We start from the raw sequence: 14,801 nt of genomic DNA on the forward strand, positions 1-14,801 counted from the left end.
TGAGGCCGGTCCGACCAGCCGTCGAGCAGGGCGAGCACCTCGTACGGATCGACACCGACTCGTTCGAGCACCTCGACCGCGCGCCTGCCGGTCCACCACGACCGCCGCGAGCAGGTCGGCACCGCGGGCCGACCGGCCGTGCCCCGCGGGGCAGGTTCACCTCGAGGGGGCCGGCCCTCAATCTTCGTCGGCGAGGATCAGATACAGCTTCTTGCGGGCTTCGTTGATGACGCCGAGCGCCTTCTCCCGCTGCTCCTTGCTGCCGGTCTTCCAGACCTGCCCAAAGGCCTCCATCAGCCCGAAGCCGGCCTGGCGGATCTCACCGAGGGCCTCCCAGTCGACCCCGCGGGAGGCCTCCTCCCAAGGAGCCTCGGGCCCTTCGTCGGCAGCGGCGCGGCCGGCCTCGGTGAGCGAGAACAGCTTCTTGCCACCCTCGGACTGGCTGATGATCAGCCCTTCGTCCTCCAGCAGCTGAAGGGTGGGGTACACCGAGCCGGGGCTGGGCTTCCACGCCCCGCCGCTACGCTCGGCGATCTCCTGGATCATCTCGTAGCCGTGCATCGGACGGTCCTTCAGCAGGGCCAGGATCGAGGCCCGCACGTCACCGCGCCGCGCCCTTCCCCTCGGCCCGCCGCGCCCTCGGCCGCCCCATGGGCCGGGACCGAATCCCGGGCCCCCGGGACCACCCCAGCCGGGGCCGCCCGGCCCGAAGGGACCGAAGGCCGCACGCAGCTGCTCGAAGCCGCCCCGGCCGGGACGCGGTCCGCCGTGTCCATGTCCGCGCTCGAAACCATGGGTACGCATCGCAACCACTCTCCATTCCATCTTTGATCTGTCGCGATGCCTCAACGATATATCGGAACAGTACGGTTGCCAAGGCCCGGTCGGCGGACGCCGGCGGGGCCCCTGGCCGGCAGAACCGGGCCAGGACTCGCGAATTGGCCTTGGTCTGCGATTTCACGGAGCCCCTAACGTCGAGGCATGCGGATCCGAATCGTCGACGCCTTCACCGACCGACCCTTCTCCGGCAACCCGGCCGGGGTGCTCCTGCTGGAAGAGGCGGATGCCTTCCCGGACGACGCCTGGCTGCAGAACGTCGCCCTCGAGGTCAACCACGCCGAGACCGCCTTCGCCCACCCGCTGCCCGAGGGCGGCGAGGCCGACTGGGCGCTGCGCTGGTTCACCCCGGCCGCCGAGGTCGCGATGTGCGGGCACGCGACCCTGGCCACCGCCCACGTCCTGCACACCACCGGTACCCAGGAGGGCCCGGTGCGGTTCGCCACCCGCAGCGGCGTCCTCGTCGCCACGTCGGCGGACGACGGCTCCGTCACGCTGGACTTCCCGACGGCTCCGCTCACCCCGGTGGACGTGCCCGACGGCCTCACCGAGGCCCTCGGCGCCGAGCCGCTCACGGCGTTCGACACCGGCCCGAACGTCGGCGACCTGCTCGTGGAGGTCGCCGACGAGAAGACGGTGCGCGGCCTCCGCCCGGACCTCAAGGCACTCGCCACCCACTCCGAGCGCGGCGTCATCGCCACGGCACTCGCGGAGGACCCGGCCCGGGGCTACGACTTCGTCTCGCGCTGCTTCTTCCCGAACGTCGGCATCGACGAGGACCCGGTGACCGGCAGCGCCCACACGGCGCTCGCCCCGTTCTGGTCCGAGCGCCTGGGCCGTCCCGGCCTCACCGGCCTGCAGGCCTCACCCCGCTCCGGCCGCGTCCGCACGGAGCTGCGCGGCGACCGTACCCTGCTGACCGGCAGGGCGGTCACCGTCATCGAGGGTGAGCTGCTCGCCTAGATCCAGCGAAGGGGCGCACGAACACCGTCGTACGCCCCTTTCTGCAGCCGTTCACGCCGTCGGCAGCCAGCCCACCTTGCCCGCCAGCAGCGCGTACCCCACGAACGCCCCGATGTCGAGCAGGGAGTGGGCCACCACGAGCGGGCCGACCCGGCCCCAGCGGCGGTAGAGGTAGACGAAGACGACGCCCATGACCATGTTGCCGATGAAGCCACCGATGCCCTGATAGAGGTGGTACGAGCCGCGCAGCAGGGAGCTGCCCATCAGCGCGGCCGTCGGGGTCCAGCCCAGCTGGCCGAGGCGGCGCAGCAGGTAGCCGACGACGATCACTTCCTCCAGCACCGCGTTCTGGATCGCCGAGAGGATCAGCACGGGGTACTTCCACCACACACCGGGCAGCGCCTCGGGCACCACGGTGAGGTTGAAGCCCAGGCCGCGGGCCGCCAGGTAGAAGGCGATGCCGGTGCTGCCGATGACCGCCGCGATCGCCGCGCCCCGGCCGAGGTCGGGCCAGGGGCGGGTGCGGTCGAAGCCGATCGTGCGCAGACCCGCGCCCTCGCGCAGCAGGAAGTGCGCGACGAGCGCGACGGGCACGAGCGCCGTGGTGATCCCGAACAGCTGCCAGGTCAGGTCGAGCCAGGGCCGGCCGGGCGCGGCCGAGGCGTTCATCGTGGCGGCCTGGTCCTTGAGCCCGCCCGGCTTGGTGACCGAACCGATGAAGCTGATCAGCGCGGACACGCCGCTCGCCCCGAGTGACAGCGCGAGGACGAGCAGGGTCTCGTTGCGGAGCATCCGCCGTGAGAGCCGCTGCTGGGGAATGGAATCGGCCACCGGGCTCGCCTCCGCCTGCACACCTGCCTCCACTTCACCGACTGTCGGATCAGTATGGCGGCAGCAGGATGTCACCCCGACGGCGCGTCAGCCCAGCGACACAGGCTCCGGCAGCCCCACCGGCCAGCTGTGCACCGGGTCCCCCTGGTGCATCAACTCGCGGTAACGCCGGGTCGTCGCGGCCAGCGCGGCCTGACGCGTATGGCCGGCGTCCAGCGCCTTGTGGAACGTGGCGGCCTGCCAGCTCGCCCCGTTCACCCTGCGCCGGCACCGTTCCTCGATCACGCCCAGGTACAGGTCGCGGTCGGCCGGCTCGACCCCCCACGCGTCCAGCCCGGCCTCCGCGAGCGGCAGCAGTTCGTCCCGCACCAGGCTGACCGCGTCGACCTGCCCGGTGCCGCCGTACCGGCCGCGGCGCGGCCAGGTGAAGCGGGCGTCGATGCCGTCCTTGCACGCGGCGTCGAAGTTGGCGGCGGCAGCCTCGAACGGCAGCCGGGTCCACACCGGCCGGGATTCCTCGGCGAGGGCGCGGACGAGGCCGTAGTAGAAGGCCGCGTTGGCGACGACGTCGATGACGGTGGGCCCGGCGGGCAGTACACGGTTCTCCACGCGCAGGTGCGGGACGCCGTCGGCGACGCCGTAGACCGGGCGGTTCCAGCGGTAGATCGTGCCGTTGTGCAGGACCAGCTCCGCGAGCGCCGGGACACCGCCCTGGTCGAGTACCTCGAGCGGGTCCTCGTCGTCGCAGATCGGCAGCAACGCCGGGTAGTAGCGCAGGTTCTCCTCGAAGAGGTCGTACGCCGAAGTGACCCAGCGCTCCCCGAACCAGGTACGCGGCCGGACGCCCTGGGCCTGGAGCTCGGGCGGGCGGGTGTCGGTGGACTGCTGGAACAGAGGAGGCCGCGACTCGCGCCACAGCTCGTGACCGAAGAGGAACGGCGAGTTGGCGCCGACGGCGATCTGCGCGGCGGCGACCGCCTGGGCCGCGTTCCACACGTCGGCGAAGCGGGCCGGGGTGACCTGGAGGTGCAGTTGCACGGAGGTGCAGGCGGCCTCCGGCGCGATCGACTTGGAGGTGCAGGTGAGGTGCTCCACGCCGGCGATGTCGAGCGTGAACTCCTCGCCCCGGGCGGCCACGATCTGGTCGTTGAGGAGGGTGTAGCGGTCGACGTCCGAGAGGTTCGACGACACCAGGTCGTCGCGGTCGAGGGTCGGCAGAATGCCGGTCATCACGATTCCCGCGTCAACCTCACCGGCTTTCCGGTCGGCATATGCCAGTGACGTACGGAGTTCCTCCGCGAGCCGGTCGAATACCCGGCCACCCAGACGGTGTGGAGGAATGTTGACTTCCAGGTTGAACATGGCGAGTTCTGTTTGGAAATCGCGGCTCGCGATCCGTTCGAGGACCTGCGCGTTCAACATTTTCGGCATGCCGTCGGCGCCCGCGAGATTCAGCTCGATCTCCAGCCCCATGAGGTTCTTGGGGCGGTCGAACCGCTTCTCCGCCAGGAGCCGCTCCAAGCCCGTCAGGCACCGACGGAGCTTGTCGCGGTAGCGCTGGCGATCGGACAGGTCGAACCGGCCTGCCACGACCTTCTCCCCCATCGATGCGTCCCTCCTCGAATGATGCGGGCCGAAGATCCGGCCGGCGGGGTCCCGGTCAGGTGGAGGATGCCCAGCGAAAGCGATCGATAACGTCCCGGAGGGGGCCGCTGACCGCTACGCTGGCCACGTGTAACCGGTGGCACATTCACTCGGCATGCCACAGAGGCCCGGGTTTTCGGTTCTGTGAAGTCGTGAAAAACGCCGACAAGAATGGGCCGACCACCTCGCGGACATTCGCCGAGGTCATCGCCGCACACCCACGCCCGGAATCGGGATAATTCTCGCGTATCGCCGACCGAATGTACCCTTGTTCTACTCACCGGAAACGACTAGACGAAACACAGTCTGAACCCGTGTCGTATAAACTCCGCGAACAGGCAGTAGGTTGGCGCCCTCGGTCGACGGGTCCTGCCGTCGAGGCGGTGTTCCACGGACCCCACCCCCCTCTCGTTCTTGAGACCCCCGGCCCCTGCCTCTGTCCACCCTCGTGAGCAGACAGCGCCGTCCGCCCCCGCCCTCGTGCCACCGTGCCTTTGAATGAGAGGCGACCCACCATGCCGCTGCATGTCCCTCCGGCTCCCGTGCCCGCGCTCCGATCCGTCCTCACCGCGCTCTCCTCGCCCACCGCTGTGCACGAGGCCAGAACGCCCTCCCTGCTCCGCGCCCAGGGACCCGCCTCGCCCGAGCTCCCCCTGCCCGTGCACGTCCTCGACCGGGTCACGGCCGAGGGTGTCTCGGCCACCCGGCTGGCCGGGTGGCGTTTCCTGATCCGCTGCGGCGACCGTTCGGTGGCCGCAGCCGAGACCATGCTGACCCCCGACGGCTGGGCCTTCTCCCATTTCTTCGAAGGCCCGTACATCACCTCCACCGAGCGCGCCCTGCGGCAGGCCGAGACGATGCCGCAGCCGTACCAGCCCCGCCTGCTGTCGGTACCCAGCCTGTACATGCTGACGCTCTGGCTGCACGAGGACTGCACCGCGGACGGCGCTGTCGGTCATCCCGCCGCCACCGACCTGCTCGTCCCGCTGGCCCCGGCGCCTCCCGGCATCGCGGCCCACCGGCCGCACCGCGTCGCCGAACTGCTCCCGGTGCTGACCCACCGGGCGACTCCGGGACGTCTGCTCGGCTCACCCGCCTGAAGCGCACCCCGCGAAGATTCCACGCCCCGTCGCCGAATTCCCGGCGGCGGGGCAGACCTTTTGCTCGCTCGTACGAGCATCCAATAGCTCGTACGAGCCAGAAACGGCCTCTGGTCCAACCGAACTAGCCCCATTCGGCCACCACGAACCACCCGAAGTGACAGTCCAGTTGGGGTGAACCGTCCGCGCGGGTGACGCGTCATGAACCTATGAGAAGCGGTGCTGCGAAATCCCTGCGGATAGACGCCCGTGGGGCAACACTGGGTTCCGACGACTTCAACGGGGGGGCGGCCATGAACGACACTTCTAGCCGCGGAACAAAGACCACAGCGGACTCAGCCGACTCGGTCGGTTCGGTCATCTCATCCATCACGCCAGAGCGAAAGATCCCACCCATGTGCCAGCACCAGACACCGTGCCCCTCCGCAGACTCCGCCGACCGGGAGTCCGCCCGCCTCGTGGCGCACCACCCGGAGCAGGGGTGGAGCCTGCTGTGCAACGGCGTGGTGCTCTTCGAGGACACCGGTGAGCTGCTGCCGGACGGCCGGGTCATCGCCCCTCACCGTCCGCTGGCAAGTGGCCAGGTGATGACGGCGGCCTGAGAGCCGCGGGGCGGAGTGAGGTCCGCCCGCAGACACAGAGGGGCCGGCCACGGGACATCCGCGAACCGGCCCCGACGCATGTCAGGGCGTCGTCACTGCCTGTCACCCCTCGCGACGTGCCGTTTCATGGCTCGCACTCCTTCCCCCCGATGCCCGGTTTCCGGAAGACTCCTGGAAGTTTCGCGGTCATGCGCCGACGGAGGTGGGGCAAGTGGCAGGACGTGAGACCGACGCCGGGGGCAAGGTCACGATCACGGAGATCGCCCGGCAGGCCGGTGTGTCCGTACCGACCGTGTCCCGGGTCGTCAACGGCCGGTCCGACGTGTCGCCGCAGACCCGGGCCCGCGTCGAGGACCTGCTGCGCCGGCACGGCTACCGCAAGCGCCCTGCCGCCCCGGGCACCCGTGCCGCCCTGCTCGACCTGGTCTTCAACGACCTCGACAGCCCCTGGGCCGTGGAGATCATCCGTGGGGTCGAGGAGGTCGCACACGCCGCCGGGGTCGGCACGGTGGTGTCGGCGATCCACGGGCGTTCGGGCGACGCCCGCGAGTGGATGCGCAACCTGCGATCCCGTGCCTCCGACGGTGTCATCCTCGTCACCTCCGCTCTGGAACCCACGCTGCACGAGGAGTTGCGGATTCTCGGCGTGCCCCTGGTCGTCGTCGACCCGGCGGGCTCACCCACCCTCGACGCACCCACCATCGGAGCCGCGAACTGGTCGGGCGGCATGGCGGCCACCGAGCACCTGCTCTCGCTGGGCCACCGCCGGATCGGCCTGATCGCGGGTCCGCCACGGCTGTTGTGCTCGCGGGCCCGGCTGGACGGTTACCGCGCGGCCCTGGAAGGCGCCGGCGTCGCGATGGACGACTCCCTCGTCGTGCCCGGCGACTTCCGCCCCGAGTCCGGCTTCACCGCCTGCGGCGCCCTCCTCGACCTGCCCGAGCCGCCGACCGCCGTGTTCGCGGCCAGCGACCAGATGGCTCTCGGCGCGATCGAGGCACTGCGCCGGCGCGGTCTGCGGGTGCCGCAGGACATGAGCGTGGTCGGTTTCGACGACCTTCCGGAAGTCCGCTGGTCGGCACCGCCACTGACCACGATCCGCCAGCCCCTGGCCGACATGGGCAAGCTCGCTGTCCGTACGGTGCTCCGCCTGGCCCACGACGAACGACCGGATTCCCCTCGAGTGGAACTGGGAACGGACCTGGTGGTAAGGGCGAGCACGGCCCCTCCGCCGACGGCCGGCTGACGGCCCGACGGCGCCCGGCCGGCCCCTCACCGACCTGCCCGCCCGACCTCTGCGCCGCGTCCGGCCGCCCCCGTCGCGGCCCTCGGCGTCGGCTCTGACGACGCCCACCGACGCGATCTCGTCGGAGACACCCGATGGCGCCCGCCTGGGCCGCCCCGCGCTACTCACCGCCGAACCGCGCACCCCTCACCGACCGAGCTCCCCCGACTCGACGTCACCGGACGTCGCCCGGCTCCGGGCGGCACAGGGCCGGCGGGGCGCCACCCGCCCCCGTCACCTCCCCGCAAGCGCCTCACGCAGAGCGAAGTACGCCGGTTTCGGCCGCAGTCGCTCGTCCCAGGGCAGGGCCGCGCCCTCTCCCGGGAAGACCGCCGGGATCCACGAGTACTTGTCGGTGTAGTCCCACACGGTGACACCGACGCACCGGCGCACCGCCAGGCACGCCTCGGTCAGGTCCCGGTACCACTCGGCCTGCTGTGCCAGCTTCTCCTCCGTCGCGGGCAGTTGCATCCGTACGTCGACCTCGGTGAGGGCCGTGTCGAGGCCGAGCCGGGAGAAGCGGCGGAGGTTGTCCTCCAGGCTCGTGGGATAGCCGTACTGGAGGGCCAGATGGGCCTGGAAGCCGATGCCGTGCAGGGGTACGCCCTTCGCCTTCAGCTCCTTGGCCAGCCGGTAGTACGCGTCGCTCTTGGGGCCGATCCCCTCGATGTTGTAGTCGTTGAGATACAACTTGACGCGGGGATCGGCCTGGTGCGCCCAGCGCAACGCGTCGGCGATGTACCCCGGCCCGAGCGTCTTGTAGAAGACCGACTCGCGGTACGTGCCGTCCTCGTTGAACGCCTCGTTGACGACGTCCCAGGCGAACACCTTGCCCCGGTAGTGCCGTACCTCCGCCTGGACGTGCTTCTTCAGCACCGCCCTGAGCTCCGGGGCCGTCCACTCCCGCCCCGTGAGCCACTCGGGCAGCTGGCTGTGCCAGACGAGCGTGTGGCCACGCACCTTCTGCCGGTTGGCGCGGGCGAGGTTCACGATCTCGTCGCCCTTGGAGAAGTCGAACACCCCCTGCTGCGGCTCGGTCGCGTACCACTTCATGCCGTTGCCGGGCGTGATCTGGTCGAACTCGCTGCCGAGCAGTGCCTTGTACGGTTCGTCGGTGAGCTCGGGGTTGTCGGTGGCGCTGCCGAAGTAGCGGCCGTGCCGCTGGGCGAGGTCGGCGAGGGTGGGTTCCTTGCCGTGCTCCTCGCCGGCCTGTGCCGCCGGGCCGGTCGCGATGCCTCCCAGCATCAGCGCGGCGGCCAGCGCCCCGGCGAGTCTGAGCCGTGTGGCGGACTTGCGCATGGTGCGACTCCTCACGAACGGGATGGGGGTGTGCGAGCCGGACGTCCGCGGTGCGCGTCAGCCCTTCGTGGCGCCCGCGGTGAGGCCGCCGACGAGCTGACGCTCGGCGACCGAGTAGAAGGCGAGTGCGGGGACCATGGCCAGCACCAGATAGGCGAAGACCTTGGCGTACTCGGCGGAGTACTGCCCCTGGAACTGCTGGACGCCGATCGGCAGGGTCCACCACTGCGCGTCGGTGAACACCAGCAGCGGAAGGAAGAAGTTGTTCCAGCTGGTGACGACGGCCAGCACGGAGACGGTGCCGAGCGCGGGCCGCGCCATGGGCAGTAGCACCCGCCAGAAGAAGCCGAAGGGCGTGCATCCGTCGAGCGTGGCCGCCTCCTCCAGCTCACCGGGGATCTGCCGGAAGAAACCACGCAGGATGATGATGGTCATCGGCAGCCCGAAGGCAGCCTGCGGAAGAATCACGCCGAGGGGGTTGTCCAGCAGGTCCAGGGAGCGCAACAGAAGGAACAGCGGCAGGGCGGCCACCGCGAAGGGGAACATCAGCCCCATCGTGAACAGCGTGAACAGCATCTCCCGGCCCCGGAAGGCGAACCGGGCGAAGGAGAAGGCCGACAGCGCGGAGACCGCGACGACCAGAACGGTCGTGCCGACCGCGATCAGCGTGCTGTTGCCGATCAGCCGCCAGAAGTCCCCCGAGCCGAGGATGCCGGTGTAGTTGGAGGTCACCCACGACTCGGGCAGCCCGACCGGGTTGCGGGAGAGCTCGTCGGTGGTCTTGAAGCCGGAGAGCGCGGCGTAGATCAGGGGGACGGCCATGACCGCCCCGACGACGATCAGGACGAAGTGCAGCGGAAGGTTCCGCCCCTTACGTACCTTCTGACTGGCGGTCACTTACCGTCACCCCGCATGGTCGTGGTGGCCCCTTCCAGGTCGCGCCGGAGCACGAACCGCTGGTAGGCGAGGGCGAAGACGAGGCTGATGCCGAACATGACCACGCTGATCGCGCTGGCGTAGCCGACCTGGTAGCGCTTGAAGCCGTACTGGAACATGGTCACGGCCATGGTCTCGGAGTGGTGGTCCGGGCCGCCCGCGGTGGTCACCCACACCAGGTCGAAGAGCTGGATGGCCCCGATGACCGACAGGAAGACGCTGATCCGCAGGGTGGGCGCGAGCAGCGGCAGCGTCACGTTCCGGAAGCGCTGCCAGGGACCGGCCCCGTCGATGAGCGCCGCCTCCGTCAGCTCCCTGGGCACCGCCTGGAGCCCGGCCAGGTACAGCATCATGTGGAAGCCGAAGTACTTCCAGGTCATGACCAGGAACAGGGTCGCCATGACGGTGGACGGATCGGCGAACCACTCCCCGCCGAGCCCCTCGAGCCCGACCTTGCCGAGGATCTGGTCGGCGAAGCCGTCGTCCGGGGCGAAAATCATGCCGAACAGGATTCCGGTGATGGCCTCGGACAGGACGTACGGGGCGAAGAACAGCATCCGGTAGACCGCCCTGCCACGCATCCGCTGGTTGAGCAGAACGGCCATGGCCAGTGCGAACGGCAACTGGATCGCGACCGACAGCACCACCAGCACCAGACAGCGCCACAGGTCGCCCAGGAAGATCTCGTCCTGGAAGAGCCGGGTGAAGTTCTCGCCGCCGACGTAGTCGGAGGGCATTCCGAAGCCGCCCCAGCGGAAGAAAGCGGCGTACAGGGCGAACAGCATCGGCAGCAGGACGAGCCCCATGAACAGCACCAGGGCGGGGAGCTGGAAGCCGACCGCCGTCAGCCAGTTGAGCGCGCGGCGCCGGGCGCGGCCCGTGGCCCGGTCCTCGGCCGGAGGCGGCAGGACGGCGCCGGGGCCGGTCCGTTTGTCCGGCAGGAACGTGGAGGTCATCGCGGGCTACTGCTCTTCCTTCGCGGTCCTGGTGACCGACTGGGCGACCTGCGCGGGCGACTTGGAGCCGGAGATCAGGGCGGCGACGCTGTCGTTGACCTCCTGGCCGACGGCGGGCGCGTACGCCTGGTCGAGGTAGAGCTGGAAGCCGGTGGACTTCTTCAACTGCTCCTGCACGGACTTGATGTTGGGGTCGGCGATGGCGCTCTCGGCCGCCGGGACGACGGGCAGGACGCCCGTCTTCTTGACCAGTTCCCGGTCGGTGGCCTCGGACGCGAAGAACTTCAGGAAGTCGACGGCCTCCTGCGGGGCGCCCCGGCGCAGGGCGTGCCCGCCGCCTCCGCCGAACACCTCTGTGATGGCGCCCTTGCCGCCCTCGACCGCGGGGAACGGGAAGAAGCCGAGGTCCTTGCCCAGGCCCTTGCCCGCGTCGGCCTGCACGACGGGCGCCCACTGGCCCATGAGCTCCATGGCCGCCTTGCCGTTGCCGACGGCGGCGGCCTGCCCGGTGGGGGTGGAGTACGCGGCGCCGAGGAAGCCCTTCTGGAACGGCTGGAGGGCGACCAGTTCCTCGAGGTGCTCTCCCGCCTCGACGAAGGGGGTGCCGGTGAAGTCCTTGTCCTCGTAGGCCTTCTGGAGCGCCCCGGCACCGGCGGTCCGCATCGCCAGGTAGGCCCAGTAGTACATGCCGGGCCACTTCTCCTTGCCGGCCAGGGCGAGGGGTGTGACACCGGCGGACTTCAGCTTGCGTACGGCGTCGAGGAAACCGCTCCAGGTGGTCGGGGGTGCGCTGATGCCGGCCTTCCGGAAGAGCGCCTTGTTGTACCAGAAGCCGATCATGCCGATGTCGAACGGGATGCCGTAGGCCCTGTCGTCGATCAGGTACGGCTCCCTGGCGGCCGGCAGCAGGGCGTCGCCCCACGGCTTGGTGCTGTCCGTGAGGTCCTCGACGAGTCCGGCGTCGACCTGCTGCTTCAGTACACCGCCGCCCCAGGTGTGGAAGATGTCGGGCAGCTTCCCTGAGGAGGTCAGGGCTGTCATCTTCGACTTGTAGGCGTCGTTCTCCAGCTGGACGATCTTGATCTTGACCTTGGGGTTCTGGGCCTCGAACTTCCGGGCGAGGGCGGCCCAGACGCTCTTGGCCGGCTCGGTGGTGGAGATGTTCCACCACTCGATCGTGGTCGTCCCCGACGACCCTCCGTCCGAGTCCCCGCCGCATGCGGTCAGTGTGGTCATCCCCAGACCGGCCGCGGCGGAGGCCGCCAGGAAGCCGCGGCGGGACAGTGCCGGGTCGCCCATCATGCCCTCCTCGAAAGTTTCGGATGAGATGCAGAAAGCTGCGTCGATGCCGCACCCTAGAGACAGTGGCCAAAGGGTGACAACCCCTTGTGCGTGGGATTCTCGGGTCGGTTCGAGGGCTGAGCCGGTGACGAAACATTCGAAGTGAATGGCGAACGTTACGGAGCCGATCCCCGGGCAATCACACAGGGTGTCCATCTGCGGACCGGCCCTGGGCGCCGTTCAACCACACGGACAGGTGGCTCGGCAGCCGACTCACACGGCCTCAGCTCGCGTTTCACCCCCGGGCCGCCCTCGCCGGAGGACACCCGGACCAGTCTTAACGGAAGCTTGACGCCCTCAGCCCTCTCATCTCGAGGCCACAGCATCACGCTCCGCTTACGCTGATCAGGCCGTCCACAGATGGCCGGAACCTCGTTGAGCCGTACATCGGGAGCACGTCGATGGCCACCACCGACCATTCGCCACTGAGCGGCACCGGGCCCACCCGCCCCAGCCGCCTGCGCGCCTGGATGCTGGAGGGCCTGTCCGAGATGGGCAGGGGAAGCGGTCACACCGGGCCGCACGCCGAACCGGAGCCCCCGCACAAGGGCCAGCCCTGGTGGCGCGTGATGTGCCTGACCGGCGTCGACTACTTCTCCACCCTCGGTTACCAGCCCGGCATCGCGGCCCTCGCCGCCGGACTGCTGTCACCGATCGCGACCATCGTGCTGGTCGTCGTCACACTCGTCGGCGCGCTGCCGGTCTATCGCCGGGTCGCCGAGGAGAGCCCGCACGGCGAGGGATCCATCGCCATGCTGGAACGGCTGCTCTCCTTCTGGCAGGGCAAGCTGTTCGTGCTGACCCTGCTGGGCTTCGCCGCCACCGACTTCCTCATCACCATCACCCTGTCGGCCGCCGACGCCTCCACCCACCTGGTCGAGAACCCGCATCTGGCGGATGCCCTGCACGACAAGCAGCTGCTGATCACCCTGGTCCTGATCGCGCTGCTGGGGGCCGTGTTCCTCAAGGGCTTCCTGGAGGCGATCGGCGTGGCGGTCGCTCTCGTGGGCGCCTACCTCGCGCTCAACGCGGTCGTGGTGGTCGCCGGTCTCTACCACATCGTCACGGCGGGTCACGTGGTCACCGACTGGTCCAGTGCCCTCACCACCCAGCACAGCAACGTCTTCCTCATGATCGGTGTCGCCCTGCTCGTCTTCCCGAAGCTGGCGCTCGGCCTGTCCGGCTTCGAGACCGGCGTGGCCGTGATGCCGCACGTCAAGGGCGACCCCGAGGACACGGAGGAACGGCCGACCGGCCGCATCCGCGACACGAAGAAACTGCTCACCACGGCCGCTCTCATCATGAGCGGCTTCCTGATCACCACCAGCTTCATCACCACTCTCCTCATACCGGAGAAGGAGTTCGAGCCGGGCGGCGCGGCCAACGGGCGTGCACTCGCGTTTCTGGCGCACGACTACCTCGGCAACACCTTCGGCACGGTCTACGACGTCTCGACGATCGCCATCCTGTGGTTCGCCGGCGCCTCCGCGATGGCCGGCCTGCTCAACCTGATGCCGCGCTACCTTCCCCGTTACGGCATGGCGCCGCAATGGGCCAGGGCCGTCCGCCCCATGGTCATCGTCTTCACTCTGATCGCCTTCCTGGTCACCTGGATCTTCGACGCCGATGTCAACGCGCAGGGCGGCGCGTACGCCACCGGTGTGCTGGTCCTCATCAGCTCCGCCGCGATCGCGGTGACCATCGCCGCCCGCAAGGCGGGGCAACGGAACTGGACGATCGCGTTCGCGGTCATCTCCGCGGTGTTCCTCTACACGACCGTCGCCAACGTCATCGAGCGCCCGGACGGCGTGAAGATCGGGGCCTGCTTCATCGCCGGCATCATCCTCGTCTCCCTCCTGTCGCGGTTGGCCCGCGCGTTCGAGCTCCGGGTGACCAGCGTGACGCTGGATCCCATGGCGGATCGCTTCGTCCGGGACATGGCCAGCCGCCGGATGCGGTTCATCGCCAACGAGCCCGACCGGCGCGACATCACGGAGTACCGGGACAAGATCGAGCAGATCCGGCAGGACAACGACGTGCCAGGACAGGAGGACTTCGTATTCGTCGAGGTCACGGTTACCGACCCGTCCGAGTTCGAGTCGGGCCTGACCGTACGCGGCGAAGTGCTCCACAACCGCTATCGCGTTCTGACCCTGGAGTCCTCCTCCATTCCCAACGCCCTGGCCGCGCTCCTGCTCCACGTCCGCGACACGACCGGCCGCACCCCGCACATCTACTTCGAGTGGACGGAAGGGGGCCCCTTCGCCAACCTCCTGCGCTTCTTCCTGTTCGGCCAGGGCGAGGTCGCCCCCGTCACGCGGGAAGTCCTGCGCGAGGCGGAACCGGAGCGGCGGCGAAGGCCGAGGGTGCACGTCGGCTGAGCCACCAGCCCCTGGCCGAACGGATCTCAAGACGGTTCGGCTCGAGCCGGCCCTCCCCGCGACGGCCGGGCCCCCTCCAAAGGCGGCGCCCCGCATCCGCGGTTCCGCCCCTACGCCCCTATCGTGACCGGCATGCAGTCCTACACGATCGGCCAGGCAGCGCGTCTGCTCGGCGTGAGTCCCGACACCGCCCGGCGCTGGGCGGACGCGGGCCGTCTCACCACCCATCGCGACGAGGCCGGCCGACGACTCGTCGACGGACGGGACCTGGCCGCGTTCTCGGTCGAACTCGCCCGCTCCGGCCCCGCCGATGAGGACACGCCGTACACATCGGCGCGCAACGCCTTCCCCGGCATCGTCACCGCGATCAAACTCGGCGACGTCGCCGCCCAGGTGGAGATCCAGGCCGGCCCGCACCGCCTGGTCTCCCTGCTCACCCGCGAGGCCGTCGAGGAACTGGGCCTGGAGGTCGGCGTGGAGGCGACGGCCCGGGTGAAGTCGACGAACGTGCACATCGACCGCGTCTGAACCCTCCCTCACGAACGCACATGCCACCCTTCACGCCCCCATACCCCCGCTCATGCGATGAGACAGGAGACATCTGGCTCGCAGATGCGTCAGTATGA

13 protein-coding genes are annotated in these 14,801 nt (G+C 69.6%); 6 read left to right on the plus strand and 7 right to left on the minus strand.

Going from position 1 to position 14,801, the window contains the following annotated elements; all coding sequences use genetic code 11:
• Positions 1-177 precede the first annotated feature (177 nt).
• Positions 178-804 (minus strand): PadR family transcriptional regulator, encoded by a 627-nt coding sequence (locus tag IE97_RS38100; protein WP_030147513.1) that lies wholly within the window; start codon positions 802-804, stop codon positions 178-180.
• A 177-nt stretch (positions 805-981) separates the two neighbouring features.
• On the opposite strand from IE97_RS38100, the gene IE97_RS0102450 reads away from it, so the two are divergent.
• Entirely contained in the window at positions 982-1,800 is an 819-nt protein-coding gene (locus IE97_RS0102450) for a PhzF family phenazine biosynthesis protein (protein ID WP_030147514.1), read from the plus strand.
• Positions 1,801-1,851: 51 nt separating this feature from the next.
• On the opposite strand, the gene IE97_RS0102455 is transcribed toward IE97_RS0102450, so the two are convergent.
• Together IE97_RS0102455 and IE97_RS0102460 are read right to left on the minus strand one after the other, a co-directional pair.
• A complete protein-coding gene (locus tag IE97_RS0102455) occupies positions 1,852-2,652 on the minus strand; it encodes a CPBP family intramembrane glutamic endopeptidase (protein ID WP_030147515.1) in 801 nt (266 codons plus the stop codon).
• A gap of 66 nt (positions 2,653-2,718) precedes the next feature.
• The gene (locus IE97_RS0102460) at positions 2,719-4,236 is read right to left on the minus strand and encodes a glutamate-cysteine ligase family protein (RefSeq protein ID WP_030147516.1); all 1,518 of its coding nucleotides are present in this window, start codon (positions 4,234-4,236) and stop codon (positions 2,719-2,721) included.
• Between the two features lie 554 nt (positions 4,237-4,790).
• Between IE97_RS0102460 and IE97_RS0102465 the strand changes: the two genes are divergently transcribed.
• From IE97_RS0102465 to IE97_RS0102475, 3 genes are all read left to right on the plus strand, one after another.
• Positions 4,791-5,375: a hypothetical protein gene (locus IE97_RS0102465; protein WP_030147517.1), complete on the plus strand. Its 585-nt coding sequence runs from the start codon at positions 4,791-4,793 to the stop codon at positions 5,373-5,375.
• Positions 5,376-5,770: 395 nt separating this feature from the next.
• Entirely contained in the window at positions 5,771-5,977 is a 207-nt protein-coding gene (locus tag IE97_RS0102470; protein WP_030147518.1) for a DUF5999 family protein, read from the plus strand.
• 211 nt (positions 5,978-6,188) lie between these two features.
• Positions 6,189-7,223, plus strand: a complete 1,035-nt coding sequence (locus tag IE97_RS0102475; RefSeq protein WP_030147519.1) for a LacI family DNA-binding transcriptional regulator — start codon at positions 6,189-6,191, stop codon at positions 7,221-7,223.
• A 273-nt stretch (positions 7,224-7,496) separates the two neighbouring features.
• Here the strand turns inward: IE97_RS0102475 and IE97_RS0102480 are convergent, their stop codons facing one another.
• The 4 genes from IE97_RS0102480 to IE97_RS0102495 form a co-directional block, all read right to left on the minus strand.
• Complete coding sequence (locus IE97_RS0102480; protein WP_030147520.1) at positions 7,497-8,561, minus strand: endo-1,4-beta-xylanase; 1,065 nt, start codon at positions 8,559-8,561, stop codon at positions 7,497-7,499.
• A 57-nt stretch (positions 8,562-8,618) separates the two neighbouring features.
• Positions 8,619-9,383, minus strand: a complete 765-nt coding sequence (locus IE97_RS0102485; RefSeq protein WP_420706037.1) for a carbohydrate ABC transporter permease — start codon at positions 9,381-9,383, stop codon at positions 8,619-8,621.
• Positions 9,384-9,454: 71 nt separating this feature from the next.
• Entirely contained in the window at positions 9,455-10,453 is a 999-nt protein-coding gene (locus IE97_RS0102490; RefSeq protein WP_030147522.1) for a carbohydrate ABC transporter permease, read from the minus strand.
• Positions 10,454-10,459: 6 nt separating this feature from the next.
• Positions 10,460-11,752 (minus strand): extracellular solute-binding protein, encoded by a 1,293-nt coding sequence (locus tag IE97_RS0102495; protein ID WP_030147523.1) that lies wholly within the window; start codon positions 11,750-11,752, stop codon positions 10,460-10,462.
• Between the two features lie 443 nt (positions 11,753-12,195).
• Here IE97_RS0102495 and IE97_RS0102500 point away from each other — a divergent pair, with 443 nt between their 5' ends.
• Together IE97_RS0102500 and IE97_RS0102505 are read left to right on the plus strand one after the other, a co-directional pair.
• The gene (locus tag IE97_RS0102500; RefSeq protein WP_030147524.1) at positions 12,196-14,175 is read left to right on the plus strand and encodes an APC family permease; all 1,980 of its coding nucleotides are present in this window, start codon (positions 12,196-12,198) and stop codon (positions 14,173-14,175) included.
• A gap of 132 nt (positions 14,176-14,307) precedes the next feature.
• On the plus strand, positions 14,308-14,703 hold the full coding sequence (locus tag IE97_RS0102505) for a TOBE domain-containing protein (protein WP_030147525.1): 396 nt from the start codon (positions 14,308-14,310) through the stop codon (positions 14,701-14,703).
• Positions 14,704-14,801 lie beyond the last annotated feature (98 nt).

This window comes from Streptomyces sp. NRRL S-455 (assembly GCF_000717875.1).
Lineage (GTDB): Bacteria > Actinomycetota > Actinomycetes > Streptomycetales > Streptomycetaceae > Streptomyces.

What these genes read in the sequence shown, in the direction of transcription:
- IE97_RS0102480 (WP_030147520.1), bottom strand. Translation starts at nt 8,561, where the DNA reads ATGCGCAAGTCCGCCACACGGCTCAGACTCGCCGGGGCGCTGGCCGCC.
- IE97_RS0102495 (WP_030147523.1), bottom strand. Translation starts at nt 11,752, where the DNA reads ATGGGCGACCCGGCACTGTCCCGCCGCGGCTTCCTGGCGGCCTCCGCC.
- IE97_RS0102500 (WP_030147524.1), top strand. Translation starts at nt 12,196, where the DNA reads ATGGCCACCACCGACCATTCGCCACTGAGCGGCACCGGGCCCACCCGC.
- IE97_RS0102485 (WP_420706037.1), bottom strand. Translation starts at nt 9,383, where the DNA reads ATGGCCGTCCCCCTGATCTACGCCGCGCTCTCCGGCTTCAAGACCACC.
- IE97_RS0102465 (WP_030147517.1), top strand. Translation starts at nt 4,791, where the DNA reads ATGCCGCTGCATGTCCCTCCGGCTCCCGTGCCCGCGCTCCGATCCGTC.
- IE97_RS0102470 (WP_030147518.1), top strand. Translation starts at nt 5,771, where the DNA reads ATGTGCCAGCACCAGACACCGTGCCCCTCCGCAGACTCCGCCGACCGG.
- IE97_RS0102460 (WP_030147516.1), bottom strand. Translation starts at nt 4,236, where the DNA reads ATGGGGGAGAAGGTCGTGGCAGGCCGGTTCGACCTGTCCGATCGCCAG.
- IE97_RS0102490 (WP_030147522.1), bottom strand. Translation starts at nt 10,453, where the DNA reads ATGACCTCCACGTTCCTGCCGGACAAACGGACCGGCCCCGGCGCCGTC.
- IE97_RS0102505 (WP_030147525.1), top strand. Translation starts at nt 14,308, where the DNA reads ATGCAGTCCTACACGATCGGCCAGGCAGCGCGTCTGCTCGGCGTGAGT.
- IE97_RS0102450 (WP_030147514.1), top strand. Translation starts at nt 982, where the DNA reads ATGCGGATCCGAATCGTCGACGCCTTCACCGACCGACCCTTCTCCGGC.
- IE97_RS38100 (WP_030147513.1), bottom strand. Translation starts at nt 804, where the DNA reads ATGCGTACCCATGGTTTCGAGCGCGGACATGGACACGGCGGACCGCGT.